Below are 22,333 nucleotides of genomic sequence, written 5' to 3'. Positions count from 1 at the left end.
GGAGCTTTCCTATACATTTTAATAATGGTTCAAATGGATGACTTCCAGTCGTTCTTCAATATCAATACTGTCCTTAACTGTTTGGACCATTGAACAGTTTTTATGTGCAAGCTGAAGGTTTTTCTCCAGCTGTCCTTTGTCTAAATGAAAACCGCGCACAATGTAAGTTAGTGTAATTTTGGTAATGCGGTTTGCAGCTTGTTCATCTCGCTCGACTTCTGTCAGAACTTCCATATCATCTATTTCCAAGCGCTGCTTTTCCATAACTTTACGAAAAACAGACGCGCTGCAGCCTGCTATGGAGGACACCATTAACTGATAGGGTCTGATACCAAATGTCTCATCTCCATCGATATCCAACGTCTGATGGGGCAGATCAATTCGAAAACCATGCTGCTTCATCGTTAACTTCATTTCCCTCACCTCTTCTTCACTTTCTAAAGCATATATTCCCCTTTTGAAGCAGTTCTAACCTACTAGCTTCATTGACCATGTAAAGGAAAAACTATACAGTAGAAATGGGAATTTATCTTACATACAGGGGTAATGACAATATGAGAAATGCTTATAGTTTTTGGATCCTTGTCAGTATTGTTGCGATCTCCGGCTTCAGTCAAGGGCTTCTTCTCCCATTGATTGCCATCATCTTTGAACAAGATGGTCTGTCATCTTCCTTGAATGGACTGAACGCCATCGCTATTTACATCGGGATCCTAGCAATATCACCGTTTATGGAGGCACCATTGCGTAAGTTTGGTTATCGGCCGGTTATTATAACAGGAGGACTACTTGTTGCCGTCGCTTTGTTTGCTTTTCCATTGTGGAAATCCTTCTGGTTTTGGTTTGTGCTGCGCTTATTAATCGGGATTGGAGATAATGCACTGCATTTCGGTACGCAGACATGGATTACTTCCTCTTCACCAGAAGCGGCGCGAGGAAGAAATATCTCTATTTATGGTTTATTTTTCGGAATTGGTTTTGCAGTCGGTCCATTAATGACGTCATTGGTTAAGGTATCAGAATCCTTGCCATTTATCTTATCTGGTGCCCTTTGCTTGGTTGCATGGTTTACCCTCTTCCAGCTGCGCAACGAGTTTCCTGAGTCCGAAAATACGCAAGCTGCAAATCAGCAAGGACTTGTGCAGCGGTTTGGATCAACTCTGAAGTATGCATGGGTCGCGTTTTTGCCGCCCCTTGGGTATGGCTTTTTAGAGTCTTCTCTCAATGGCAGTTTCCCTATCTACGGGCTGCGCCAGGAAATTGGCGTTGCTGAGGTGTCTATTTTGCTCACGAGCTTTGCAATTGGAGGCATCGTATTTCAAATTCCGCTTGGTATGCTAAGTGATAAATTTGGCCGCAAATATACGCTGCTCACTGTCATACTCCTAGGAACAATCTGTTTCGGTGCTGCCGGCATCTTGGAAGCTCATTACGCTGCCTTAATGGTTTGCTTATTCGCTGCTGGAATGATGCTGGGATCCACTTTTTCACTAGGAATCAGCTATATGACAGACTTAACACCGCGTCATTTGCTGCCTACTGGCAATCTGCTCTGCAGCATTACATTTAGTCTTGGCAGTCTCGGCGGACCGTATCTTAGCGGGGTATTTATTGAGGAACTGCCGCATGTCAGCTTTTTTCTTATTATGACAGTCATTTTTGCAGGCATCTTTATTACTCTACTTGTACATGCTATTTTTTCCAGACGTGTTGCAGCTTCACAGCAGTATTAAAAGGGGATGCACCCAATCGGGCGCATCCCCTTTTCTTTAATTAATATAGCGTGAAAAGCGCTTTTCCAGCCGCTCCTGAAAATAAGAAATAATAATACAAAGCGGCCAATAAACCAGCGCCACGGTAATGTACATCGTCATGGAGTCAAATGTCCGTCCAGCAACGATCTGTGCCTTTTGAAACATTTCGGGCACTGTTATAACCGCCGCCAAACTTGTCGCTTTCACTAAATCAAGAAACACATTTGTCAGTGGCGGCATGGCGACCCGTATAGCTTGCGGTGTAATGACACGCGTCAGCGTCTGCCAGTAATTCAGTCCAAGGGCATACGAAGATTCCCATTGTCCATAAGAAATGCTGCTCAGCGCTCCGCGATTAACCTCCGCAATGTATGCAGCGCTGTTTAAACCAAATGCGAGTACGGCACACGTAAAAGCATCTAGTTGAATTTTGACGACAGGCAGTCCTTGATACAGGATGAATAAGAAAACGAGAATCGGTGTTCCTCGCATAAAGGAAATATAGAATCTCGTTGGCCACCGTAAGAAAAAGAATCTAGAGCTGCGGCCTATTGCCAAAAAGAAGCCTAGGAGCAGCCCGATTGCCATCGCAGCAAAAGCAACAGCTATTGTCATTGGCAAACCTTCTAAAATGAAAGGAAGGTTCTCCCAAGCTAATGTTGGATCAAAAAACTTCCCTATATCCATTAGCTCAAATGGCATCATTTTGCTTCGTCTTCCTGCTGTTTCACTAATTCATCGATGGAAGGAATGTCTTCTTCCGGCTCCTTTGATACGTCCGCGCCATCAAAGAACTTTTTCGAGAGCTCCGTTAGTGTTCCGTCTTCTTTCATTTCACCAAGCACCTTGTCCACTTGCGCTTTCAATTCAGCTGCATCGTTCGACATAATCACTGCGTTTGCAGATCCGTCAAATTTGAAATCAGGATGAATCGTAATATTGAAGTCTGGGAATGCCTGCAGCGCTAATGATTGTAAGTAATAATCATTGATGATTAGATCAGTACGGCCGTTATCAACATCACGCAAATACACATCATTGGTTGTATTACCATAAGCTACAACCTCGGCACCTAAACGTTCGGCGATTTTACTGTACCCAGTTGTTGCTTCTCCGCCCGCTTTTTTACCTTTCAGGTCAGACAAACTTTCAATACCTGACAAATCATCTTTTCGTACAATCATCGTTGTGTAGGAGTATTTATACGGTTCACTATATGCAAACTTTTCTTTGCGCTCATCTGTGATGCCAATATCATTGGCTGCCATATCCACGCGTCCATTTTGTACAGAAGCAAGCATATTGTTGAAATCAGACGTTTTGAATTCAACTTCCAAATCCAAACGCTTGGCAATTTCTTTTACTACTTCTACATCATATCCTGAAATTTCATCCGATCCCTCTGGATAATAACTTGCTGGATATAAGGTGCCGGAAGTTCCGACAGTTATCTTGCCTGTTTCTTTAATATTTTCCCAAACCTTATCATCAGCAGCTTGCTGATCACTTTCTTTATCGTCAGAAGCACCACATGCACTTAACACTAGGACGAATAGCAAACTGCATAGAATAAAAACGCGCTTTTTCATCGTGAAGTTTCTCCTTTTCTATATCCTTATTTTTGTTCTTCAAGCAATTCCTTCACTGTTGGCAAATCTTCTGCTGGTTCCTTGGACACATCCGCTCCGCCGAAGAACTCCTCAGACAGCTTCGTTAAGGTTCCATCTTCGCGCATCTCATTTAACGCACTGTCCATTTGTTTCTTTAGTTCAGTCGCATCTTTTGGCAGCAATGCTCCCTGCGTAATTTGATCAAATTTGAAATCGGGGTGAATTGTGATGTTGAAATCAGAAAAAGCTTCGAGTGCTAAGGACTGCAGATAATAATCATTGATAATCAAATCTGTACGGCCATTATCTACATCACGCAGATATACATCATTTGCTGCATTATTGTAAGCAACAACTTCAGCACCCAGCTGCTCTGCTATTTTACTATGATTTGTTGCCGCTTCTCCGCCCGCACGTTTTCCTTTAAGATCCTCCAGGCTATGAATGCCTGACATATCATCTTTACGAACAATCATTGAAGTGAACGAATACTTATATGGTTCTGTAAAGGAAAACTGCTCTTTTCTTTCTTCTGTTATTTCTATATCATTCGCCGCAATATCGACCCTTCCATTCTGAACAGATGTCATCGCATTACTAAAATCAGACGTTTTGAATTCTACTTCTAAGTCCAGTCGCTTGGCAATCTCTTTGATGACTTCCACATCATATCCAGTAAGCTCATCCGAGCCTTCTGGATAGTACGAAGCAGGATACAATGTTCCGGATGTTCCGACTACTAGCTTGCCCGCATCTTGAATTCTTTCCCATGCCGCGTCACTGTCAGCGCTTTCAGAAGCGCCATCTGAATTGGTCCCACAAGCAGCTAAAAGAAGCATAATCACAAATAAAGATCCTATAATAACTAATCTCTTCTTCAAAATGACAATACACTCTCCTCTTGTTATATTTGAATATATTTTAAAAGATAACAGGTAATTACCACTATTTCAACATTATTCTTAACTGTTTCACTTTTTTTCATCATCTGTTTCACTTCTGATTAGAATAGCTTCTTTTTTAAATTGATTTTAGTTAGATACTCACATTTGCTTCTCGTTTTGCTGCTTTTTCTCATTCCGCCGATTATTTCGTCTTGGCAGTGCTTCTTTTATGCATCATGCAATTGAAGACTATTTTGCGGAAAGGTCGAGAAAACTTGCCGGGGGAAATCCCTTGTATATGTGGAGAATGAAGAAGCAGTAGCCACCGTGTTCGCACTGCAAGATACAATTCGTCCAGAAGCAGAAGCTGCCATCCGCGCGTTATCCAAGCAAGGGATCGCTACCATCATGCTTACAGGTGATAATGCACAAACAGCACAAGCAATAGCTAAGGAAGCTGGTATTACAACATACCGTTCAAACTGCATGCCAGAAGAAAAAGCTGCCGCTATTAAAGAATTGGAAAGCCGTTACGGGACAATCGCCATGGTTGGCGATGGCATTAACGATGCCCCTGCACTTGCCACTGCTCAAATTGGAATTGCCATGGGGAATGGAACAGATGCTGCACTGGAAAGGGCGGATATGGTGATAATTAAAAATGACTTAGGTAAATTTACAGGTGCTTCGGAATTATCTCGAAGAATGCACCGAGCTAATAAACAAAATATTGTCTTTTCCGTTGCAGTGATTGTGCTGCTCATCCTAGCGAACGGCAGTCAATCTCTCGACTTACCGCTTGGCGTGATAGGACACGAAGGCAGTACAATCCTTGTTATTTTAAACGGATTACGATTATTGCGATAAAAAAAGAAGGCTTTCTCATTAGGAAGCCTTCTTGCCTTTTTTTCTTTCATCCAGCATAGCGTTAATTTCGCCGCCGGTAATAATAATTATGCCCGATAAGTAGAACCAAATCATCAGAACGATGACTGCACCAAGTGATCCGTACGTAGCTGAATAGTTACCGAAGTTATTTACATAAAACGAGAATAACCAGGATGCGATCATCCAGAAGACGGCAGCAAAAGCAGCTCCTGCCATTGATTCTTTAATAGAAATCTTCTTACTTGGCGCCAGCACATAAAGTGCAAGCAGTACAATGAAGAATATGATTAATGAGATAACCCAGCGTAAAGCTCCCCAAACAGTAAGAAAGCCTTCATCCAATCCAAAAATGGAAAAAATATAAAGACCGATTGATTTTCCGAAAATCGGCAATAGAAATGCTACTGCTATAACAAGAACCATCGCAATCGTTAAAACAACAGCTACAGCTCTGGCAACAATAAATGAGCGTTCCTCATCTACATTGTAAGCCTTGTTTAATGCACGAATAATGGCATTGACACCGTTAGAAGCTGACCACAGAGTTGCCAAAATACCAATGGATAATAATCCGCCATTGTGATTACTGACTATACTGGATATATTCTCCTCCAGCAACTGCATCGTTGAGTCTGGCGCAAATGATGATACAGTGTTCATAATATCTTCCTGACTGATTGGCAAAAATGCAATCAGGGATACAAGGAAGATAATAAATGGAAATAGTGATAGCAGTAAAAAATAAGCCAGCTGGGCAGACAAACCGGTCACTTCATCGTTTCCGACCCGCTGCCCAAGCTGTTTAAGAAAACTCCCCATGTCTTCTCCTCCTTCTTCTCTCTCAAGTAGACACACGCTTTGTCTTTATCTAGCTGATGCTGCACCTGCCAGCTGCTTTGTTTGATTTCCTGCCGGCAGTTCCAGCTGGTCGTCCAGCTTACTTACCTTCTGCAAAGCATGCTGCACTTCTTCTACGCCTCTTAACCCTTTGTCTGCTGTTGTGGACAAACTGGTCGCAACTTTTGCATAAGAAGTTTTCACATCATCCACAAATACACCGGGGTTGCGAAGGTAGAACATCGTCTCAGATCCGACACGCATCATGCTGCCTCGCACATGGTGCCTCGTTTGTGCATCATATAACGAAATCAAGCCGCCGACTGTAGCACCTATCGTTAAACCTAACGTAAATTTACTTTTCATCAAACCGGCTCCCTTCCTGTATCTGTTGTTTTATTGCTAACAGCGCCGCCCGCCTAGCTCGCGCATGCGTACAATAAACAACATATTTATGATGCACGCAAACCCTTCATTTTATCAAAACAGATAAATTCGAATGCCTGCTATCCCTTTCCCTCGGAAACCTAAGTTCAAACAGTCAATCTTCCATGCTATAATATGGAAAAGAAAGGAATGATAGTAATGACAATAACGTTTCCGGCAGCTTTAACAGCCACCTCTACTTTCGCCGTGACCGCTCCATCCAGCGGCGTACCCGAACACCTTCATATGCGCGTACATAAAGCTAAAAAGCAGCTGGAGCAAGTTTGTAACCATGTCATTATCGGAGAAACTGTCTGGACTCAAAAAGCCGCACGAAGCTGCCCGGCTGAGATCCGCGCAAAAGAACTAATGCGCTTTATGACAGATCCTGCTATCGATGCTGTGATGCCGCCTTGGGGCGGAGAATTGCTTGTACAAGTATTACCAAAGCTTGATTGGGAGAAGCTAGCTAAAAGCAAGCCAACTTGGCTCATCGGCTATTCTGATACAAGCACATTGCTTTGCAGCTATACACTCCAAACCAATATCGCCAGCGCCCACGCTACTAACTTTTTCGACTTACATATGGACAAGCTCGATCAGACAACAAAGCAGTGGCATAACTTGCTGTCTGCTCCATCTCGCGAAAATTTCGTTCAGCATTCATCTTCTCTTTATCAATCTTCCTGGGATGCTCTTTTTGAACAAGATGACGCGTCGGGCTTTGATTTGGACAGCAAAACAGAATGGAAATCCACAACTGGTAATTCCGTGTCCTTTACCGGCCGGTTGATTGGCGGATGTTTGAATACATTAACCGCCATTGCCGGGACGCAATATGCACCAATTGAAAAATGGCGGAATGGTTTTACAGAGAACACCATTGTTTATTTGGAATGGGGCGACTGGGGGACAGCTGAAGTTTATCGAAATCTTTGGCATTTACGAGAATTAGGCTGGTTTGAGGGGGCAAGCGGTGCTATATTCGGACGACCTGCCAGAAGCACCTCTACGGAAGACTATACAATTGAACAAATGATTCATGAATTTGCAGCCGAACTTGAACTACCTATTATTTATGATGCCGATATTGGCCATATGCCGCCCCAGCTGACAATGATCAATGGTGCGCTGGCCACCATCTCTTACCAAGACGGCAGCGGCACATTGACTTATCTGGAATAGAAAAAAGAGGGGCTGACTATCAGCTCCTCTTCCTTTGTTTTGCTGGGTGTCCAGACTGGAGGTACGGGTGGTTGTATAGTTTCTCTCGAAAAGTACCCTCTTTGTACGCTTTTTTATATAACCCGCGCTCCTGCAGAATTGGAACAACTAACTCGACAAAATCTTGCAAATCTTTTGGTGTAATATAATGTGTCAGGTTGAATCCATCTACTCCGCTGCGAACAAAGAATTCTTCTATTTGATCTGCTACTTGTTCCGGACTGCCGACAAAAATGTCCATCTCAGCAGGTTTACTGAATTTTTCCTGAATCTCTTTAACCGTAAATGGTCGTGCAGCGTCTTTTGTCAGATATGCCGCTCGAGATTGTCCTTGTTCAGTATGCTTATATGTGAATAAATCTTCTTCATTCTCATAAGCAGCCAGATCATACCCCGTTGAACCGCCATATTGCGCCTTAGCTGCATCGGCACTCCAGTATTTTTTTATTTCCTCATACTTGCTGTAAGCTTTTTCTTCCGTTTCAGCTACTACGACCTGCAGGAAGGTGAATGCTTTAATCTCGTCCTTCCTTCTGCCGTAAGCTTCTGCCCGCGACTTAATATCCTCTATATAATACTTAATTTTTTCCGGTGTCGGTCCCCCTACAAAAACACATTCCGCATGTTTTGCAGCAAAATCCCTGCCCTTCTCTGAAGTGCCAGCTTGGTAAAGCACTGGCGTTCGCTGCGGAGAAGGCTCACTCACATGCGGTCCTTCCACGGAGAAATAACTGCCTTTATGCTTGATGCGATGGACTTTTGCAGCATCAACAAGCACACCGCTTTCCGGGTCTGCAATGACAGCATCCTCCTCCCAGCTATCTTCAAGCAGCTTATAAGAAACCTCTAAAAATTCATCGGCAATTTGATAACGTTCATCGTGCTTGACCATTTTTTCCAAGCCAAAATTTTGGGCTGCATTCGGTAAATACGACGTAACAATATTCCATGCAATACGTCCGTTGGTCAAATGATCAAGTGTCGAAAACTTACGGGCATTATGGAACGGCTGTTCATACGAAGTGCTTACCGTAACAGCGAAAGACAAGTGCTTTGTTACGGCAGCCATTGCCGGTATGACAAAAGCTGGATCATTGAGCGGCACTTGCACACCATCGCGCAAGGCTGCTGCCTCATCTCCTCCATACACATCATAAACCCCTAGAACATCGGCAAAAAACACCGCATCAAACTTCCCTTTCTCTAAAAGCCGCGCTAGCTCAATCCAATAGTCGAGCGATTTATACTCGCGGTGCCTTCTGCTTTCCGGGTGTTTCCATAGACCATGCGCATTATGCATGGCGGCTGTCATATCAAAAGCTTGCAGAATGATTTGTTTACGCATTTTGTTCAGCTCCTCTTTTCTATGTAAAAAAGCCTCTTCTGCTTAACAGAAGAGGCTCCTTATCCAAGGTAAATCGCTCCTCTTATCTGCCAGACATATCGTCTGCTGGAATTGGCACAGTGCATTACTGCCTGCTGCCGAAGCTTCAAAGGGCCAGTCCCTCCACCTCTCATGATAAGAAAGTACCATATAATTAGGTTAGTTTATGTTCTATTTGGTCTTGGTATTGCCTGAGGGCACCTGGTGCGTGCTGACGAAGCTTCTCAAGCAGCGCTTCATATTGGATTTCCTTCTCGCTGATCCTTTTTCGATAAGCTGCTCGTTCCCCGTCATCGATGCAAGATCGAAGCAGATCACGCATGCTCATAATCTCTTTTTGCAGCTGCATCTCTGGCGGGATATATCCTGCGTTTTTCAAGATTTTATAGCTCATCCGCATATCTTCCGGCACCCCAGACAAATCCTCTAATTCCAATGGTTTACCCGCGCCAGGCAGGTTGCGAAATTCACCATTGGCTTCTGCTTGCTTGATTTTTTCTTCTGCAAGCAAGGATATCAGATCCATGATTTCCCCTCCTACATACAAGAAAAGCAGCCGCAATAACTACGGCTGCTTTTCATTATATAGTAATCAGAATTATTTGCCAATAAATTGCTGTGTCCAGTAGTTACCGTTTTCGACATATCCGACTCCGATGTTTGTGTAATCAGGGTTCATAATGTTTTCGCGGTGACCTTGGCTGTTCATCCATGCTTGTACTACTTCTTCTGGTGTCTTTTGACCTTGGGCGATGTTTTCACCTGCAGTTTTATAAGAGATACCGAAAGATTTCATCATGTCAAACGGAGAACCGTAAGTTGGGCTGTTGTGGTCAAAGTAACCATTGTCAGCCATGTCCTGTGATTTTGCACGTGCTACTTTGCTTAGTTCAACATCTGCTTTTAAAGGACTAAGACCATTCTTTGCACGCTCTTGGTTTGTTAGTTCTACTACTTGTTGTTCAAAAGCACTTAGGCCTTCTGCTGCTTGCTTTTCTTCTGTTTGCTTGTTGTCAGCTGCAGGTTGCTGCTTTTGAGCTGGAGCCTGTGCTTGCTCTTCTGTTGCTTGCTCTTCTTTTTGTGGTACAGCTGCTTCTTCTTGCTTCGGTGCTGCTGGAGCTGTTACTTCTTCTGCCTCAGGTGCTTGTTGTGCTGGAGTTTTTGTTTCTTCCTGCTTAGGTGCTTCCTGTGCTGGTGTTTGTACTTCTTCTTGCTTAGGTGCTTCTTGTGCTGGAGCTTTTACTCCTGTTTGCTCTGTTGCTGGAGTTTGTACTTGTTTCTGCTCCGTTGTTTCTTGTGCTGGAGTTTGTGCTTGTTCTAGCTGCTGTATACCATAACCTGCTAGCAAGCTATTAAGATTAACTTGAATTTTATAAGGTGATAGGTAGTTATTCACCAAGGTATTTAAATCTTCAATAGAAGAGAAAGATCCTTTTACGACATGCACTTGTGCCTCTGCTTTTACTGGGTGAGCTGAAGCAGCATCTGCTGTTCCTGCCAAAGCACCTCCGGCTAGGATAGCTGTAGATAATGTTGTTACGAGTACTTTCTTAAACATGTATGTTGCTCCTTTCAAGGATGTGTTTTTCTTGTTGCAGCAACATCATAGCATAGGTTTTTGTGTAATATTTCAGCCTAGAATTACCAACAGTGCCGTTCCTCTGGTCTAAAACATACGAAGCCAGACTTTATGCGGAATACTACCCGATTAACAGATGAAGAAACTAGCAAAATCAATCTTGTATGCTAGTTTTTGGATGAAAATAGTGATTGACAGACTTTTTTATTCCTAGTTTCTGTAACAATCCCTCATTATTTGTAATCTACCTGTAAATTGACTTTCTTTTATTCCTTCCTTATAATCCTTTTCTCCTAAGTCTATTAGTTTTATCTGCCAAATTAGGATAAAGGTATCTCTTTAATGCTTTTATACCAGGTGATAGAATGAAATATGTTGAATCGTAGCAGCTTTTTAGCTCTTTCATCGACACACCCCCACAAAGCTTCAGTCTTTAGAGAATGAATATAGTAGAAATATGTCATTATTGGAGGAAATACAATGTTCGCTAACCCCGAAATCGGAATAGACCTTGGTACCGCAAATATTCTTGTATATACGAAACAAAAAGGAATTGTATTGAATGAGCCATCTGTTGTGGCAATTGACTTAGAAACGAAGAATGTCGTTGCTGTAGGTGCAGAAGCGAAGGAAATGGTCGGAAAGACACCGCAAAATATTGTTCCAATCCGTCCATTAAAAGATGGTGTAATTGCTGATTATGATGTTACCGCTCAATTACTGAAAGAAATACTTAAAAAAGTAAGCAAAGTGATGGGGTCTTCCCTTCGCAAACCAACCATTGTTGTCTGCACACCGTCTGGCAGTACTTCTGTTGAAAGACGCGCTATCCATAATGCAGTTAAATCTTATGGCGCGAAAAATGTCCACTTGATTGAAGAACCGATTGCAGCAGCAATCGGCGCTGATCTGCCCGTTGATGAGCCAGTTGCGAATGTGATTGTGGATATTGGCGGCGGAACAAGCGAAGTTGGCATTATTTCATTCGGCGGCGTTGTTTCCTGTCGTTCTGTCCGTATCGGCGGAGATTCAATGGATGAAGAAATTGTGCAGTATATCCGCAAGCAGTACAATATCCTAATCGGTGAAAGAACTGCAGAGCAGATTAAAATGGAAATTGGCTTTGCTTTAATCGATCATGATGAGATGACAATGGATGTTCGCGGTCGTGATATGGTGACCGGTTTGCCGAAGACAATTCAAATCTCCTCCAAAGAAGTGCAAGTGGCACTAAAAGAATCATTAGAACAGATTCTTGAGACAATCCGCATGACCCTAGAAGACTGCCCGCCAGAGTTAAGCGGCGACATCGTAGACCATGGTGTTATTTTAACAGGCGGCGGCGCACTGCTAAAAGGCATGCAGCAATGGCTGGCTTCTGAGATCTCTGTCCCTGTTCACCTAGCACCTAATCCTTTAGAATCTGTTGCAATCGGTACAGGCCGTGCCTTGCAAATGATTACGAAACTGCAAAAAGCAGCCAAATAAACAACAGGCGTATCAGTCAGCTGATACGCCTGTTTCTTTGTATTCTACCAACCCAATACCAACGCCAACTGGGTCGATTAAATAAGCAAGATAGAATCGCTCAAAGTCCATTTTTTCACGAACAACAACTGCTCCCTCTGCCTTAGCATCCTCTATCGCCTGATCCAGATTCTCTACTTGAATCTGTATACGTGTTCCATGGGGAAAATCATGCGGTCCCTTACTAATTCCCCCATTAATTGGTCCATCTGTTGTTACATCATGATAACCCCAATTCGGTTCCATGACCTCCCAGCCAAAGACGTTGGAATAAAAGCTGACTGCTTTTTCCGGTTCTTGGCTATTTAGTTCAAAACCAATCACTTTTCCTTTTATCATGTTCCCGCTCCTATCGATTTAAGAGTTCACGTATTGTATAGGCATGTTCTTCAATGACCGGCCGCAGTCCCGGATTGTAAAAGACGGACGCTGGATGGTAAGTCGGGAAGATACGATACATTTTCTCAGAAAAGATAAACGCATTATCCTCCAAACTTTTTAACTGCTGAATCGGCTGTTCAATAATTTTTCCAGCAACATGTGTGATTTTCTCCTTGGAGCCAGTTAACCGCTCCCAGCCAATTCTGCCTAGCGTTATAAGCATTTCTGGTTCAGCTTGGGCAATTTCATAATCCAATACAGGAGCATGAGCTAAAACTTCAGCTTTTGTTGGCGTTCGGTTGTATTTCTTCGTAATCGTTTCTCCGCGAATCTGCTTCGTCTTGTACTGATAAGGTCTGCTTCGGACAGAGCTGGAAATAAATATTTCATCTCTTTTAACTCCGGCTCGCTCGAGAAATAAATCCAGTTCCTTACCGGCTCTGCCGCTGAACGGTACGTGCGTATGTATTTCCGTCTCACCTGGTGCTTCTCCGACAAAAAACAACACGGGATGTTTCGGTCCTCTGCCTGGCAGAAAACCTTCGCACGGATAAGGAGCCATTCTTTCTTTTGCCAGCTGCACTAATGCTTCTGGAAGCATGCTATTTTTGCTCCAAGAGCAGCTTACGCAGTTCATTAGCTTCTTCGACTGATAACGTTACACCTTTACCCATCTTCTCATGGTTCGGCGCCCAATCCCGAATGTCATATTTCGGTTCCCGTCCATTCCAGCTGATCATGTTAAGTTCCTTCTGCCAGCCTTTCGGAGATACCGAAAGTACGCCTAGTTCTTTAACAATTTCATATGACAATTCCGCCATTTGCACTCCCACCTTTTCCCTTTTCTAAAGTCTAGCAGAACTTTTTGCTATAATAAAACGAAAACAGAGCTTTATGGAGGGATATACTATGCAACAGCCAATTCAACTAAACGACGTGCAGCGAAACGATATGCTGCAATCACTAAAGACTTATTTCGAACAAGAAAAAGACGAGCAGCTAGGCGACCTGGCCGCAGGGCTGCGCTCGACTTCATCCTGGAAGAACTAGCACCTATCTTTTATAATGCCGGAATTGAAGCATCTTATCAGTTTATGAATGAAAAGATAGAAGATCTGTTTGGGATTCAAGTGCGCGAACGGTGACCCACATGGGCAAACGATACAAGTTCTACTTCCTGACTATGCGTAAGCCAATCGATGACTCGCTTAGATGTGAGCAGTTCCACTTCATCTAGCCGCGCGTAGTTATAAGCAGATCCAGTATAAATTGCTTTATCTAAATAGCCAGGATGGGACATGACTTCCAAGGTCTCGGCATCTCCGAAGATCGCAAGCAGCGCTTCTTCATTTGCCAATGCTTTTTCGAGAGACGGCTCAAATTTATCAGTCGCTATCTGTCCCGAAGGAAGCTGCATATTATGGCGAACTGGCAGATCATATTTCTTAGCCAGCCGCAAGAACACCTTGTTGATGCCGTTATACGTATTAATATGATGATGGCTATCCAAATGCGTAGGAGTTAAACCGAAAGATAGAAAACGCTCGATTTGCGCCTCCCATTCTGCTTCTACTTCATCAGCATCAATCGTATACGAGCCTTGATAAAAGGCTAAGTTCCGAAACAAACCATGACTATCTACAATCGTGTTATGCGTTGGGAGAAGCGGCTTACCGCATGTAAGCACTAAGTGGATACCTACACCTAACTGCTTATGCGCTTTTGCTAGAACAGCAGCATGCTCAGCACCTGGCATATTCGGCATCATCGTAGCCGATGTTAAAACGCCATCTTCCAGGCAATCGATAATTCCATAATTGACTGCGCGCGAATACCCAAAATCATCGGCGTTGATAATCAGTTTTTTCATTCGTATTGCCTCCTCTTGGAACAGCGAAAGTGTTATGCACTATTTCTCCACAACCAAGAGAAACTCCTTTACCAATCCTGCAATAAAAAATAAAGACCGAGCAATTTCTGCTCGATCTTCTTAATGTGGAATATATTGTGAATCAGACGCTGCTTCCAACTCATCCAGCACTTTCAAATCCTCCGTCAAGTGCAGGAACCAATCCTTATCACCAGACATCAAGGAAAGGTCAATTAAGTTCAACAGATGCGCACGGCTCTGTTCCTCCACTGGCGGGAAGAATTTGATTTTACTTTGGAACGTCTCAATCGTTTTCCCGATTGTATTTTTATGATCACTTTCTGTTACATATACTTTTACGGTATTTAATTTTGCATTTACTGCTTCTACGAAACCAGTAAATAATTCATCATTTATCGAATGTCCAGTTACCCAGTCACCAACAGTTACAAAACTTTGATTATCAGACATATCATTGTCCTCCTTCAGCTTAACCGGCTGGCTAAGCAATGGTGATTGTTGTAGGTTGAAGAATACTATAAAAGATTCACTCCAAAAGCGCAATACTTTCGCATGATAAATTTTAAAATATTCAGACAAAAGGTCTATTGCTGCCTTAATAACAGTTATAATGCTTACCTGTCTATTCATTTTATACCCCGTATGACGTTTTGTTAATCTTGCTGCTGCGAATCGTTTTCTCTCTGCAGTTGAATGCGATATAATGTGGCTACATATTGCAGGAGGTTGTACCATGATACGCAGCATAGCGATAACACGTGACAACAAAATACGTACCGACCTGCCGTTCCAGGAATTGAACAGCCCGGAAATTATCTGGTATTGGGTGGATTTCAGCATGCCGACAGAGGCTGAATCAAAGAAGCTTAGCGAAGTCTTTCATTTTCACCCTTTGGCAATTGAGGATTGTTTTCATTTTTTGCAGCGGCCGAAACTTGATGAATACGACGGCTATCAGTTCCTTGTCCTCCACGAGCTGAATCACGACACTTTCGTTTCAGATGAGTTGGATATCTTTCATTCTGACCGTTATATCGTTACCTTTCATTTGACGGAATCAATGGCAGCAGATCATGTCTGGAAGCGCGTGATGGAGGAAGGTGCAGCTGAACATAGCCCTTCTAAAATTGTTTACCATCTTATTGATAAATTGGTAGATGACTATTTCCCTCCTTTATACAAAATGGAGGATCGATTGAATGAAATTGAAGACGAGGAGAGTCACAAATCACCGCAAACAGTGATTAATGAAGTATTTGATATACGCAGTGATTTGCTGCGGGCAAGGCGTACGATTGCACCGATGCGGGATTTGATTTACCGTTTACTAGGCATTCAGAAATTTGATTTTGTGCAAAAGCAGAAAGCCTATTTTAATGATATTTACGATCATTTATTAAAGCTGACTGAAATTGTTGATTCCAACCGCGAGCTCACATCTGATATGCGAGACAGCTACGAGTCGATCAATTCAAATCGGATGAATTCGATTATGATGACTTTGACAATTGTATCCACGATTTTTATTCCGCTTACGTTCATAGCAGGTGTGTACGGCATGAACTTTACGAATATGCCGGAACTGCGCTGGGAATATGGTTATCCAGCTGCAATGTTTCTGATGGGTGTCATTGCGCTTGTTATGCTATGGCGCTTCAAACGAAAAGGCTGGTTCAATATCTTTAAATGACAAAATGCGTGCAGACTTGATCTGCACGCATTTTTCATTGGTCGTCTACTACTTCTTTAAGCAGTGACATAGCTTTTAGCGAAGGCGGAAACCCATTTAATAATGCACAATGTTGGATTGTCTCCATAATCTCATGAACAGAAATACCGGATAGAAGAGCAGCTTCAAATTGCTGACGAAGCGACCGCTCATCTCCATTTGTAAGAAATACAGCGATATTCAGCAAAGATAGAAATCTGCCATTAAGTCCCCTGTATTCTGACTGTCCGCTTTCCGCGACGAGATTCTCCTCTTCCTTCATCAGCTTGGCCACTAACGCCCAACCTTGATCTTTCGCTTCCTTCATGGGTAACCCTCCGCTCAATCATTGAGCAAGACTAGAACTATTTTACTAGTTGCACATGTTTATTATCGGAATAATACACTTTATGTGAACTGTAAAAAGGAAAAAATTAAACTTTTTTCCATGTCATCTACTTTTATAATCAGGGGCGTTTATCCCATGGTTCAACGGTACCGACAACATATTGGGGCGGCTTTTGTTCTGCTGCATGCACAACACCCGCGGCTATTTCGGTGTTCGTGAGCCACCTGGAAACACCGCTATCCAGCTGAAATCCGAGAATCACTTCATGATAGATGATAGAATTCGAATATGGCGGAATGAAGTTTTGCTTTGGATTATGCGCACTGCTCCCTTTAATATGAAAAAAAGCTATTCTAGTGTCTGACACCTTATAATGATTGCAAAGCCATTGAATTGCATCATTGCCGCTGCGATGAATCCAGCTGACAATCACATCCGGCGCAGAAAGCTGCGCTAGTTGGTTCTTAAATTTCTCCAATTGAAGATAGTCCGATTGCACTATGTGAAGTCTTTTAGGAAAATCCGCCCGGCTTACTAATCGCTTTAGCTTTTCTTTTTTCCTGGCCACTACGGTTACCGTATGGCCTTGTTGATTCCAAGTCAATACAGCATCCTCCAGCATACCCGTCCCGACAATTACTAAAAAGTGACTCATAAAATGCTCCTTTCAAGCAGAAAGGAGCCTGCAGTAGGCAGGCTCCTCGTATTCTACTTCCATGATTCAGGATACACACTCAAATCCAGTCCCCATATTGGACCAACTAATGTGAAGACACCAAGAATAAGAAGCAGAAGTGTAAAGATATTCAAAGCAAAGCCCGTTTTGACCATATCAGCAATGGAAATTTTACCTGTAGCAAAGATAATAGCGTTAGGAGGTGTACCAACCGGCAGCATGAATGCACAATTGGCTGCCATTGCCGCTGGCACCATAATGGCATAAGGATGTATGTTCAGTGCTAATGCCAAGGAAGCCATCACCGGAAGTATCATCGTAGCCGTTGCTGTATTGGAGGTGATTTCAGTTAGGAACAGCACCAGTGTTGTCGAAATGATAATAATAAGGATGATGTTAAATCCTTCGAGTACTGTAAGCTGATCACCAATCCATTGGGATAAACCGGAGCTCGTAAACCCGGCTGCAATTGCCAAGCCGCCTCCGAACAGAAGCAGTACACCCCATGGCAGATCTTTCGACACTTCCCAAGTCAGCAGCCTTTCCCCTTTCTTACTTAAACTCGGTATAAGGAAAAGCAGCACACCTGCAAGCACGGCAATCATCGTATCACTTAACCCTGGTATCGCAATAATCTCCCACACAGCATCAGCTTGCCATAAGAATGTACGACTTACCCACATAAAAGCTGCAAAACTAAAGATTATGAGTACAGCTTTTTCTTCAAAGGACATTTTGCCTAACTTTCTTTTTTCCTGGAGGATTAAATCCTTTCCTCCCGGAAGTTCCTTCATATTAATTCGAAAGATTATCTTCGTCAGATATATCCAAGCCGAGAATAACAGGATAACAACAAGCGGAACCGCTACGAGCATCCAGCCACCGAAAGAAATTTCGACACCAAACAAACTGCTCGCCATCGCCGCCAGAATGATATTCGGCGGTGTCCCGATTAGTGTACCAAGTCCGCCGATAGTTCCTGCATAACCTATGGCAAATACGAGTGTTTTCTCAAATTTCTTGCTGTCTGCTCCCATGCCCTGCTTACTCGCCTTAACAGCTTGAGTTGCTTGATAAATAATAGCAGTACCGATTGGCAGCATCATCATAACTGCTGCTGTGTTGGATACCCACATGGATAAGAAAGCTGTGGCAATCATGAACCCTAACACAATTCGCGACGTACTTGTTCCGACCACACTGATAATATTCAATGCGATCCGCTTATGCAAATCCCACTTCTCCATCGCCATCGCAATTAAGAATCCGCCTAGAAACAGAAATACAATCGGATCTCCATAGCTGGATGCTGCCGTCTCCCCATCCAGCCCTTGCGTGAGAGGCAGCAAAATGAGCGGCAGCAAGGATGTTGCTGGAATTGGTATTGCCTCAGTAATCCACCAAGTGGCTACCCACAAAGTTGTTGCTAATACCATACGTCCTTCATAACTTAATCCTTCTGGATAATAAAAGAAAATAACAGCGAAGAAAAACAGCGGACCTAACAATAAGCCAATCAATTGGGGACGTTTGTACGATCGAGGTGCTTTTTTGGCAGTTCCAGACTGCTCCGAAGCCTGCGCACGCTCCGCATTTCCTGAGGTAGGTACAGCAAATCGAAGTAACTGTTTCGTTTTGTCATGGGCGTTCCATAATTCATTCCATACAGCTGACATACTATTTTTCATCCAATCCCTCCTTAAAATAAAACGCTTACAAAAAATATAACTTAAGACTATTCGACTTAAGCTTGCTCGTCAACTATTTGTGCTAAAAAAAGAAGCGAGGAAGATTTCCTCGCTACAAATCGTAATTAATTTTGTGTAACTCTAATTTCGCTTTAAAAAACAAGCTCCTCGGCAATACCTAAAAATAGATTAACGCCATCTTCCATACCTGCCTCATCTATCCGGAAATGCGGATGATGATGAGGGGCTGGAGTTGGATTGTCTGCTTCTTTGGCGCCGACAAATACAAAGCAGCCTGGAACAGCGTTGGTGAAAGATGAAAAGTCTTCGCCACCCATAATCGCACTGCCTCGAAGTACTGCATCCTCACCAAGCCGCCGCTGGATAGCGCGTTCCGCAACAGCTGTTGCTGCCTCTTCATTGAAAACAGAATCATATCCATAGATAACGTTAAAATCGTAGCTGGCGCCATTTGCTTCGGTTATTCCTTTTACCATCCGCTCAATTGCTTGAATGGCATTATTCCGTACGTCCTGTTTCAAGGAACGCATGGAAGCTCCAATCTGCACTTCATTCGGAATAACATTTACTGCCTCTCCCGCCTGTAATGTAGTGATGGAGACGACTAGTTCTTCATTCGGACTTGTCATGCGAGAAACAACCGACTGCATATTACTTATAATTTGCGCACCGATGACAATCGGATCGACCGTTTTGTCAGGCTGCGAGGAATGTCCCCCTTTTCCTTTTACTGTCACATGAAACTGATCGGAATTGGACGTAGCAGGTCCGTAAATAACACCCACTTTGCCGCTAGGCAGCTGTGATGCAACATGCAGACCATATACCATATCAACTCCATCGGTAACGCCTGCTTCTACCATCTCTTTCGCACCGCCAGGAAGCAGCTCTTCTGCGTGCTGAAATAAAAATCGAATTTCCCCGCTTATGTCTGCCTGCTTAGCACTTAAAATCTCCGCCACTGTTAACAGGATAGCTGTATGCGCATCATGACCGCATGCATGCATAACGCCATCAACTGTGGAAGCAAACGACAGGTCTGTTTCTTCTTGGATTGGCAAAGCATCCATATCAGCACGGAATGCAATTACCTTTCCTTGCTTTGCACCTTTCAATTTTGCCATCACACTTGTTTTTGTCGGCCGGCTTAACTCCAGGTTGCCGAAACTAGCTAGCGTATCGTAGACAAATTGGGAGGTTTGCTCTTCCTGGAATGAAAGTTCCGGATTCGCGTGTAAATGTCTTCTCCAATTTATAAGATGCTGTTTGTGTAAGTCTGTGGCTTCCAAAGTAACCTGTTTCATCTTCATTACAATTCTCCTGTTCGAACATTTATTTTATATGAGTGAATATTTTTATTGTATTAATCATATGAACTATGCACAAGAGACGAAAGATGGAGTACCGATGCCTAGAAAATTTCCAGTAATTTCTTCTATATCAGCTGCACTAAAAAAGGCTTCCTAAAAAGGAAACCTTTCACGAAACAGCCTGTTCAGCTGATTTTCGAATTCTGTTTGCAAGCATTCGAGTCCATTCCCGTTCTAAAACACCGAACCCGTCCAATGTTTTATATGCTTTAAACGCATCTTTTGTATATATCATTGCTTCTTTAGGCTTTGAACATACCAGCATCGCCTGCATTCGGCTGTATGTCCCCTCACTGAGGCTTGATACACCCGCAGCATACTGCTGAAGCTTCTTCTCATTCACAGAACCATTCAGCACATCAGCCAGCATTCGCCATTCTAAAAATGGTCCGTAATAAACGGAAAGCTGTTTATTAGGCTTCATCTCAAATTGCTCAAACAATCGTTCAATCGCTGGCTTTATCCCTTCCTTATCAGCTTCCACATAGAACACAAACATCGCTTCAATAAAAATATCTTTCAGTTCAGCTGCATCCTCCATTTTCTTGCGGCATGTCTTATACATAGAATCGGACCAATGCGCGGGGCGCTTCGAGCCATACATTTCGCCCATTAAACTAGCAGTTTGAATCTTGTACATGCCTATTTTTGTCTTTCTAAATAAATGATAACAGGCAACCCCATCTGTTTGAAACGGACCGTTTGGCAGTGGCAGAATAGTAGCTAAAAGAATGACTGCATGAAATAAACTACAAGTCCTGAAGAAATCAATAGTTGTAAGCTGCCAGATTGCCAGTGTTAATAAGCTGAGCAACAGACTCATAATTGGTCCGCTAATCGTCATCATCGCTAAGTCTTTTCTGTGTCTCTCTTCCGTCCTGCCTGGAGCAGGCAGCATTAAAGCTACTCCGCCAAACAACCCCCAGCTACGGTTTTCCCGCACCCTTATTCTCTTTCGTCCTTTTTCAACATAAAACGGACCAACAACAAAATACCCAAAATTCATGCCCATCAGCTTACCGCCGATAACATGACCCAATTCGTGCAGTGCGATTGCCAAAAAAGCCGCCATGCCGAGCTGAATCAATAAGAGAATGTCCGCCTGCAGATTAGGAAGAAGGAAATATACTCCTGCCAGAAGACAAACGGCCAAAATAGATCCGAAGAGTGGTCGTCTCACCATTAATCGTCACCCTTCCGGATTAGCTTAATGGTGCGATAGTAGAAAGCAAGTGTCATAGCAACACTACAAATTGCAAGTATGAGTAGTATCGTGCATATGATAGTAGCCATCCAACTATCAGCAGGATCCATAATCAAGAATGCTATGACAGTAAGCGCAGTCCATATCAATGCTGACTTCGGTATAAACGAGCTAGCGCGCTTCAATTTATCTTGTTTTGTATCGGTATCGGTATAAATTGGTGCAGTATCTATCGAAGCCTGGAAAATATACATCCCGTAAGAATTGCAAACGAGTGTCCAGCCTGATTCTTCAAACATTCCTATATACTCTTGCTCTTCCGCTGTGTCCAGCGTCCGATAGTCAATCATGTATTGTACGTGCTTGGGCTCCCCTCGAACGAGCCGGTAACCCATAAAAGCAAAATCCTGCAGATGCCAGCCCCTCGCTGCCTGCTGGGAAAGCTTGCGCATATCTTGTTTTTCACTAAAAGCTAGTCCGCCAGAAGTTATATACTTTTTCTTCCTCATTAACTCTTCCTCCCTTTTCCCTGCAGTACAGACATACCTAAGTCGACCATTCGCTTTCGCCTTTCCACTTCTTCTTCCAGCTTGGTTATACCGGCAGCTGTCGCGGCATATGTTTTCCGCCTGGGGTCGCTTTCTGGTTCTGCTTCAATTAGTCCAGCGCCTACTAGTTTCTTAATAATGGTATAAAGTGTCGCCGGTCCTATCTTGAACGTCCCTTGTGTTTCTTCCTCCACATTTTGCATGATTGCATACCCGTGCCTGGGTTCGACAAGAGCTGTTAATATATAGAAAACAGGGTCTGTTAATTCCTCTAAGGATTTTCCTTTTGCCATAACTGTTCTCCCTTATATCCGTTTTTGATATATCACTTATGGATATAGTAAAGGATATGGAATTTGCTGGCAATGGGTATAAATTCTTTTT

General features: G+C 43.1%; 27 protein-coding genes, 1 pseudogene and 1 riboswitch. Of the genes and pseudogenes, 7 read left to right on the top strand and 21 right to left on the bottom strand.

Annotated elements, in window-relative coordinates; genetic code table 11:
- Positions 1 to 18: 18 nt before the first annotated feature.
- On the bottom strand, positions 19 to 414 hold the full coding sequence (locus tag KS242_RS04465) for an OsmC family protein (protein WP_217323203.1): 396 nt from the start codon (positions 412 to 414) through the stop codon (positions 19 to 21).
- A 140-nt stretch (positions 415 to 554) separates the two neighbouring features.
- Between KS242_RS04465 and KS242_RS04460 the strand changes: the two genes are divergently transcribed.
- Complete coding sequence (locus tag KS242_RS04460) at positions 555 to 1,733, top strand: MFS transporter (RefSeq protein WP_217323202.1); 1,179 nt, start codon at positions 555 to 557, stop codon at positions 1,731 to 1,733.
- 36 nt (positions 1,734 to 1,769) lie between these two features.
- On the opposite strand, the gene KS242_RS04455 is transcribed toward KS242_RS04460, so the two are convergent.
- Genes KS242_RS04455 through KS242_RS04445 form a run of 3 tightly spaced genes read right to left on the bottom strand, consistent with a single transcriptional unit; the run spans position 1,770 to position 4,203 of the window.
- Entirely contained in the window at positions 1,770 to 2,459 is a 690-nt protein-coding gene (locus KS242_RS04455; RefSeq protein ID WP_217323201.1) for an amino acid ABC transporter permease, read from the bottom strand.
- Positions 2,456 to 3,343, bottom strand: coding sequence for a transporter substrate-binding domain-containing protein (locus KS242_RS04450; protein WP_217323200.1), 888 nt, complete (start codon positions 3,341 to 3,343; stop codon positions 2,456 to 2,458). The genes KS242_RS04455 and KS242_RS04450 overlap by 4 nt, the downstream gene beginning before the upstream one ends.
- A 26-nt stretch (positions 3,344 to 3,369) precedes the next feature.
- Positions 3,370 to 4,203, bottom strand: coding sequence for a transporter substrate-binding domain-containing protein (locus KS242_RS04445; RefSeq protein ID WP_217324063.1), 834 nt, complete (start codon positions 4,201 to 4,203; stop codon positions 3,370 to 3,372).
- Between the two features lie 330 nt (positions 4,204 to 4,533).
- On the opposite strand from KS242_RS04445, the pseudogene KS242_RS04440 reads away from it, so the two are divergent.
- Positions 4,534 to 5,115 (top strand): annotated as a pseudogene (locus KS242_RS04440) (HAD-IC family P-type ATPase); the annotation flags it as partial.
- Positions 5,116 to 5,133: 18 nt separating this feature from the next.
- Here KS242_RS04440 and KS242_RS04435 read toward each other — a convergent pair.
- Together KS242_RS04435 and KS242_RS04430 are read right to left on the bottom strand one after the other, a co-directional pair.
- On the bottom strand, positions 5,134 to 5,955 hold the full coding sequence (locus KS242_RS04435; RefSeq protein WP_217323198.1) for a YihY/virulence factor BrkB family protein: 822 nt from the start codon (positions 5,953 to 5,955) through the stop codon (positions 5,134 to 5,136).
- Between the two features lie 45 nt (positions 5,956 to 6,000).
- On the bottom strand, positions 6,001 to 6,339 hold the full coding sequence (locus KS242_RS04430; RefSeq protein WP_217323197.1) for a hypothetical protein: 339 nt from the start codon (positions 6,337 to 6,339) through the stop codon (positions 6,001 to 6,003).
- Between the two features lie 219 nt (positions 6,340 to 6,558).
- Here KS242_RS04430 and KS242_RS04425 point away from each other — a divergent pair, with 219 nt between their 5' ends.
- Positions 6,559 to 7,584, top strand: a complete 1,026-nt coding sequence (locus tag KS242_RS04425; protein ID WP_217323196.1) for a S66 family peptidase — start codon at positions 6,559 to 6,561, stop codon at positions 7,582 to 7,584.
- 19 nt (positions 7,585 to 7,603) lie between these two features.
- Here the strand turns inward: KS242_RS04425 and KS242_RS04420 are convergent, their stop codons facing one another.
- The 3 genes from KS242_RS04420 to KS242_RS04410 all read right to left on the bottom strand — a co-directional run bounded on the left by KS242_RS04420 (position 7,604) and on the right by KS242_RS04410 (position 10,565).
- On the bottom strand, positions 7,604 to 8,968 hold the full coding sequence (locus KS242_RS04420) for an LLM class flavin-dependent oxidoreductase (protein WP_217323195.1): 1,365 nt from the start codon (positions 8,966 to 8,968) through the stop codon (positions 7,604 to 7,606).
- Positions 8,969 to 9,047: 79 nt separating this feature from the next.
- Positions 9,048 to 9,149: riboswitch (SAM riboswitch) on the bottom strand.
- Positions 9,150 to 9,161: 12 nt separating this feature from the next.
- The gene (locus KS242_RS04415) at positions 9,162 to 9,533 is read right to left on the bottom strand and encodes a DnaJ family domain-containing protein (protein ID WP_217323194.1); all 372 of its coding nucleotides are present in this window, start codon (positions 9,531 to 9,533) and stop codon (positions 9,162 to 9,164) included.
- A gap of 72 nt (positions 9,534 to 9,605) precedes the next feature.
- Positions 9,606 to 10,565, bottom strand: a complete 960-nt coding sequence (locus KS242_RS04410) for a CAP domain-containing protein (protein WP_217323193.1) — start codon at positions 10,563 to 10,565, stop codon at positions 9,606 to 9,608.
- Positions 10,566 to 11,066: 501 nt separating this feature from the next.
- Between KS242_RS04410 and mreBH the strand changes: the two genes are divergently transcribed.
- Complete coding sequence (gene mreBH, locus KS242_RS04405; protein ID WP_217323192.1) at positions 11,067 to 12,074, top strand: rod-share determining protein MreBH; 1,008 nt, start codon at positions 11,067 to 11,069, stop codon at positions 12,072 to 12,074.
- Positions 12,075 to 12,086: 12 nt separating this feature from the next.
- On the opposite strand, the gene KS242_RS04400 is transcribed toward mreBH, so the two are convergent.
- From KS242_RS04400 to KS242_RS04390, 3 genes are read right to left on the bottom strand one after another with little or no spacing between them, the layout of a single operon-like run.
- Positions 12,087 to 12,452 carry a VOC family protein gene (locus KS242_RS04400; RefSeq protein WP_217323191.1) on the bottom strand — a complete coding sequence of 122 codons (366 nt, stop codon included), beginning with the start codon at positions 12,450 to 12,452 and terminating at the stop codon, positions 12,087 to 12,089.
- A gap of 10 nt (positions 12,453 to 12,462) precedes the next feature.
- Positions 12,463 to 13,095 (bottom strand): uracil-DNA glycosylase, encoded by a 633-nt coding sequence (locus tag KS242_RS04395; RefSeq protein WP_217323190.1) that lies wholly within the window; start codon positions 13,093 to 13,095, stop codon positions 12,463 to 12,465.
- A gap of 1 nt (position 13,096) precedes the next feature.
- Positions 13,097 to 13,315 carry a YdbC family protein gene (locus KS242_RS04390; RefSeq protein WP_217323189.1) on the bottom strand — a complete coding sequence of 73 codons (219 nt, stop codon included), beginning with the start codon at positions 13,313 to 13,315 and terminating at the stop codon, positions 13,097 to 13,099.
- A gap of 88 nt (positions 13,316 to 13,403) precedes the next feature.
- Here KS242_RS04390 and KS242_RS18040 point away from each other — a divergent pair, with 88 nt between their 5' ends.
- Both KS242_RS18040 and KS242_RS18290 read left to right on the top strand, forming a co-directional pair.
- On the top strand, positions 13,404 to 13,544 hold the full coding sequence (locus tag KS242_RS18040) for a DUF2164 family protein (RefSeq protein ID WP_254391808.1): 141 nt from the start codon (positions 13,404 to 13,406) through the stop codon (positions 13,542 to 13,544).
- Complete coding sequence (locus KS242_RS18290; protein WP_371747625.1) at positions 13,529 to 13,639, top strand: hypothetical protein; 111 nt, start codon at positions 13,529 to 13,531, stop codon at positions 13,637 to 13,639. Before KS242_RS18040 ends, KS242_RS18290 begins: the two co-directional genes overlap by 16 nt.
- Here the strand turns inward: KS242_RS18290 and chbG are convergent.
- Both chbG and KS242_RS04375 read right to left on the bottom strand, forming a co-directional pair.
- Positions 13,621 to 14,364: a chitin disaccharide deacetylase gene (chbG, locus tag KS242_RS04380; protein ID WP_217323187.1), complete on the bottom strand. Its 744-nt coding sequence runs from the start codon at positions 14,362 to 14,364 to the stop codon at positions 13,621 to 13,623. The genes KS242_RS18290 and chbG overlap by 19 nt on opposite strands.
- A gap of 120 nt (positions 14,365 to 14,484) precedes the next feature.
- The gene (locus tag KS242_RS04375) at positions 14,485 to 14,835 is read right to left on the bottom strand and encodes an IDEAL domain-containing protein (RefSeq protein ID WP_217323186.1); all 351 of its coding nucleotides are present in this window, start codon (positions 14,833 to 14,835) and stop codon (positions 14,485 to 14,487) included.
- Between the two features lie 283 nt (positions 14,836 to 15,118).
- On the opposite strand from KS242_RS04375, the gene corA reads away from it, so the two are divergent.
- A complete protein-coding gene (gene corA / locus KS242_RS04370; protein ID WP_217323185.1) occupies positions 15,119 to 16,075 on the top strand; it encodes a magnesium/cobalt transporter CorA in 957 nt (318 codons plus the stop codon).
- Positions 16,076 to 16,109: 34 nt separating this feature from the next.
- On the opposite strand, the gene KS242_RS04365 is transcribed toward corA, so the two are convergent.
- The 7 genes from KS242_RS04365 to KS242_RS04335 form a co-directional block, all read right to left on the bottom strand.
- Complete coding sequence (locus tag KS242_RS04365; RefSeq protein WP_217323184.1) at positions 16,110 to 16,421, bottom strand: carboxymuconolactone decarboxylase family protein; 312 nt, start codon at positions 16,419 to 16,421, stop codon at positions 16,110 to 16,112.
- 139 nt (positions 16,422 to 16,560) lie between these two features.
- On the bottom strand, positions 16,561 to 17,097 hold the full coding sequence (locus KS242_RS04360; protein WP_217323183.1) for a Rossmann-fold NAD(P)-binding domain-containing protein: 537 nt from the start codon (positions 17,095 to 17,097) through the stop codon (positions 16,561 to 16,563).
- A 53-nt stretch (positions 17,098 to 17,150) separates the two neighbouring features.
- A complete protein-coding gene (locus KS242_RS04355) occupies positions 17,151 to 18,806 on the bottom strand; it encodes an SLC13 family permease (protein ID WP_217323182.1) in 1,656 nt (551 codons plus the stop codon).
- Positions 18,807 to 18,958: 152 nt separating this feature from the next.
- Entirely contained in the window at positions 18,959 to 20,137 is a 1,179-nt protein-coding gene (locus tag KS242_RS04350; protein ID WP_371747597.1) for a M20 metallopeptidase family protein, read from the bottom strand.
- A 169-nt stretch (positions 20,138 to 20,306) separates the two neighbouring features.
- Complete coding sequence (locus KS242_RS04345; RefSeq protein WP_217323181.1) at positions 20,307 to 21,380, bottom strand: site-2 protease family protein; 1,074 nt, start codon at positions 21,378 to 21,380, stop codon at positions 20,307 to 20,309.
- Positions 21,380 to 21,910, bottom strand: a complete 531-nt coding sequence (locus KS242_RS04340) for a DUF2812 domain-containing protein (protein WP_217323180.1) — start codon at positions 21,908 to 21,910, stop codon at positions 21,380 to 21,382. Before KS242_RS04340 ends, KS242_RS04345 begins: the two co-directional genes overlap by 1 nt.
- Positions 21,910 to 22,242, bottom strand: a complete 333-nt coding sequence (locus tag KS242_RS04335; protein ID WP_217323179.1) for a PadR family transcriptional regulator — start codon at positions 22,240 to 22,242, stop codon at positions 21,910 to 21,912. The genes KS242_RS04340 and KS242_RS04335 overlap by 1 nt, the downstream gene beginning before the upstream one ends.
- Between the last annotated feature and the right edge of the window lie 91 nt (positions 22,243 to 22,333).

The organism is Terribacillus sp. DMT04 (assembly GCF_019056395.1).
GTDB lineage: Bacteria > Bacillota > Bacilli > Bacillales > Amphibacillaceae > Terribacillus > Terribacillus aidingensis_A.
The sequence above is the reverse complement of the archived record's forward strand: the minus strand, read 5'-3'. Positions and strand labels throughout refer to the sequence as shown.

Excerpts from the sequence above, each read along its gene's own strand:
- KS242_RS04450 (WP_217323200.1), bottom strand. The coding sequence starts at position 3,343 with ATGAAAAAGCGCGTTTTTATTCTATGCAGTTTGCTATTCGTCCTAGTG.
- KS242_RS04465 (WP_217323203.1), bottom strand. The coding sequence starts at position 414 with ATGAAGTTAACGATGAAGCAGCATGGTTTTCGAATTGATCTGCCCCAT.
- corA (WP_217323185.1), top strand. The coding sequence starts at position 15,119 with ATGATACGCAGCATAGCGATAACACGTGACAACAAAATACGTACCGAC.
- KS242_RS04445 (WP_217324063.1), bottom strand. The coding sequence starts at position 4,203 with ATGCTTCTTTTAGCTGCTTGTGGGACCAATTCAGATGGCGCTTCTGAA.
- KS242_RS04430 (WP_217323197.1), bottom strand. The coding sequence starts at position 6,339 with ATGAAAAGTAAATTTACGTTAGGTTTAACGATAGGTGCTACAGTCGGC.
- chbG (WP_217323187.1), bottom strand. The coding sequence starts at position 14,364 with ATGAAAAAACTGATTATCAACGCCGATGATTTTGGGTATTCGCGCGCA.
- KS242_RS04435 (WP_217323198.1), bottom strand. The coding sequence starts at position 5,955 with ATGGGGAGTTTTCTTAAACAGCTTGGGCAGCGGGTCGGAAACGATGAA.
- KS242_RS04355 (WP_217323182.1), bottom strand. The coding sequence starts at position 18,806 with ATGAAAAATAGTATGTCAGCTGTATGGAATGAATTATGGAACGCCCAT.
- KS242_RS04420 (WP_217323195.1), bottom strand. The coding sequence starts at position 8,968 with ATGCGTAAACAAATCATTCTGCAAGCTTTTGATATGACAGCCGCCATG.
- KS242_RS04425 (WP_217323196.1), top strand. The coding sequence starts at position 6,559 with ATGACAATAACGTTTCCGGCAGCTTTAACAGCCACCTCTACTTTCGCC.
- KS242_RS04350 (WP_371747597.1), bottom strand. The coding sequence starts at position 20,137 with ATGAAGATGAAACAGGTTACTTTGGAAGCCACAGACTTACACAAACAG.
- KS242_RS04460 (WP_217323202.1), top strand. The coding sequence starts at position 555 with ATGAGAAATGCTTATAGTTTTTGGATCCTTGTCAGTATTGTTGCGATC.
- mreBH (WP_217323192.1), top strand. The coding sequence starts at position 11,067 with ATGTTCGCTAACCCCGAAATCGGAATAGACCTTGGTACCGCAAATATT.
- KS242_RS04335 (WP_217323179.1), bottom strand. The coding sequence starts at position 22,242 with ATGGCAAAAGGAAAATCCTTAGAGGAATTAACAGACCCTGTTTTCTAT.
- KS242_RS04410 (WP_217323193.1), bottom strand. The coding sequence starts at position 10,565 with ATGTTTAAGAAAGTACTCGTAACAACATTATCTACAGCTATCCTAGCC.
- KS242_RS04375 (WP_217323186.1), bottom strand. The coding sequence starts at position 14,835 with ATGTCTGATAATCAAAGTTTTGTAACTGTTGGTGACTGGGTAACTGGA.
- KS242_RS04360 (WP_217323183.1), bottom strand. The coding sequence starts at position 17,097 with ATGAGTCACTTTTTAGTAATTGTCGGGACGGGTATGCTGGAGGATGCT.
- KS242_RS04340 (WP_217323180.1), bottom strand. The coding sequence starts at position 21,910 with ATGAGGAAGAAAAAGTATATAACTTCTGGCGGACTAGCTTTTAGTGAA.
- KS242_RS04400 (WP_217323191.1), bottom strand. The coding sequence starts at position 12,452 with ATGATAAAAGGAAAAGTGATTGGTTTTGAACTAAATAGCCAAGAACCG.
- KS242_RS18040 (WP_254391808.1), top strand. The coding sequence starts at position 13,404 with ATGCAACAGCCAATTCAACTAAACGACGTGCAGCGAAACGATATGCTG.
- KS242_RS04345 (WP_217323181.1), bottom strand. The coding sequence starts at position 21,380 with ATGGTGAGACGACCACTCTTCGGATCTATTTTGGCCGTTTGTCTTCTG.
- KS242_RS04390 (WP_217323189.1), bottom strand. The coding sequence starts at position 13,315 with ATGGCGGAATTGTCATATGAAATTGTTAAAGAACTAGGCGTACTTTCG.
- KS242_RS04365 (WP_217323184.1), bottom strand. The coding sequence starts at position 16,421 with ATGAAGGAAGCGAAAGATCAAGGTTGGGCGTTAGTGGCCAAGCTGATG.
- KS242_RS04395 (WP_217323190.1), bottom strand. The coding sequence starts at position 13,095 with ATGCTTCCAGAAGCATTAGTGCAGCTGGCAAAAGAAAGAATGGCTCCT.
- KS242_RS04415 (WP_217323194.1), bottom strand. The coding sequence starts at position 9,533 with ATGGATCTGATATCCTTGCTTGCAGAAGAAAAAATCAAGCAAGCAGAA.
- KS242_RS04455 (WP_217323201.1), bottom strand. The coding sequence starts at position 2,459 with ATGATGCCATTTGAGCTAATGGATATAGGGAAGTTTTTTGATCCAACA.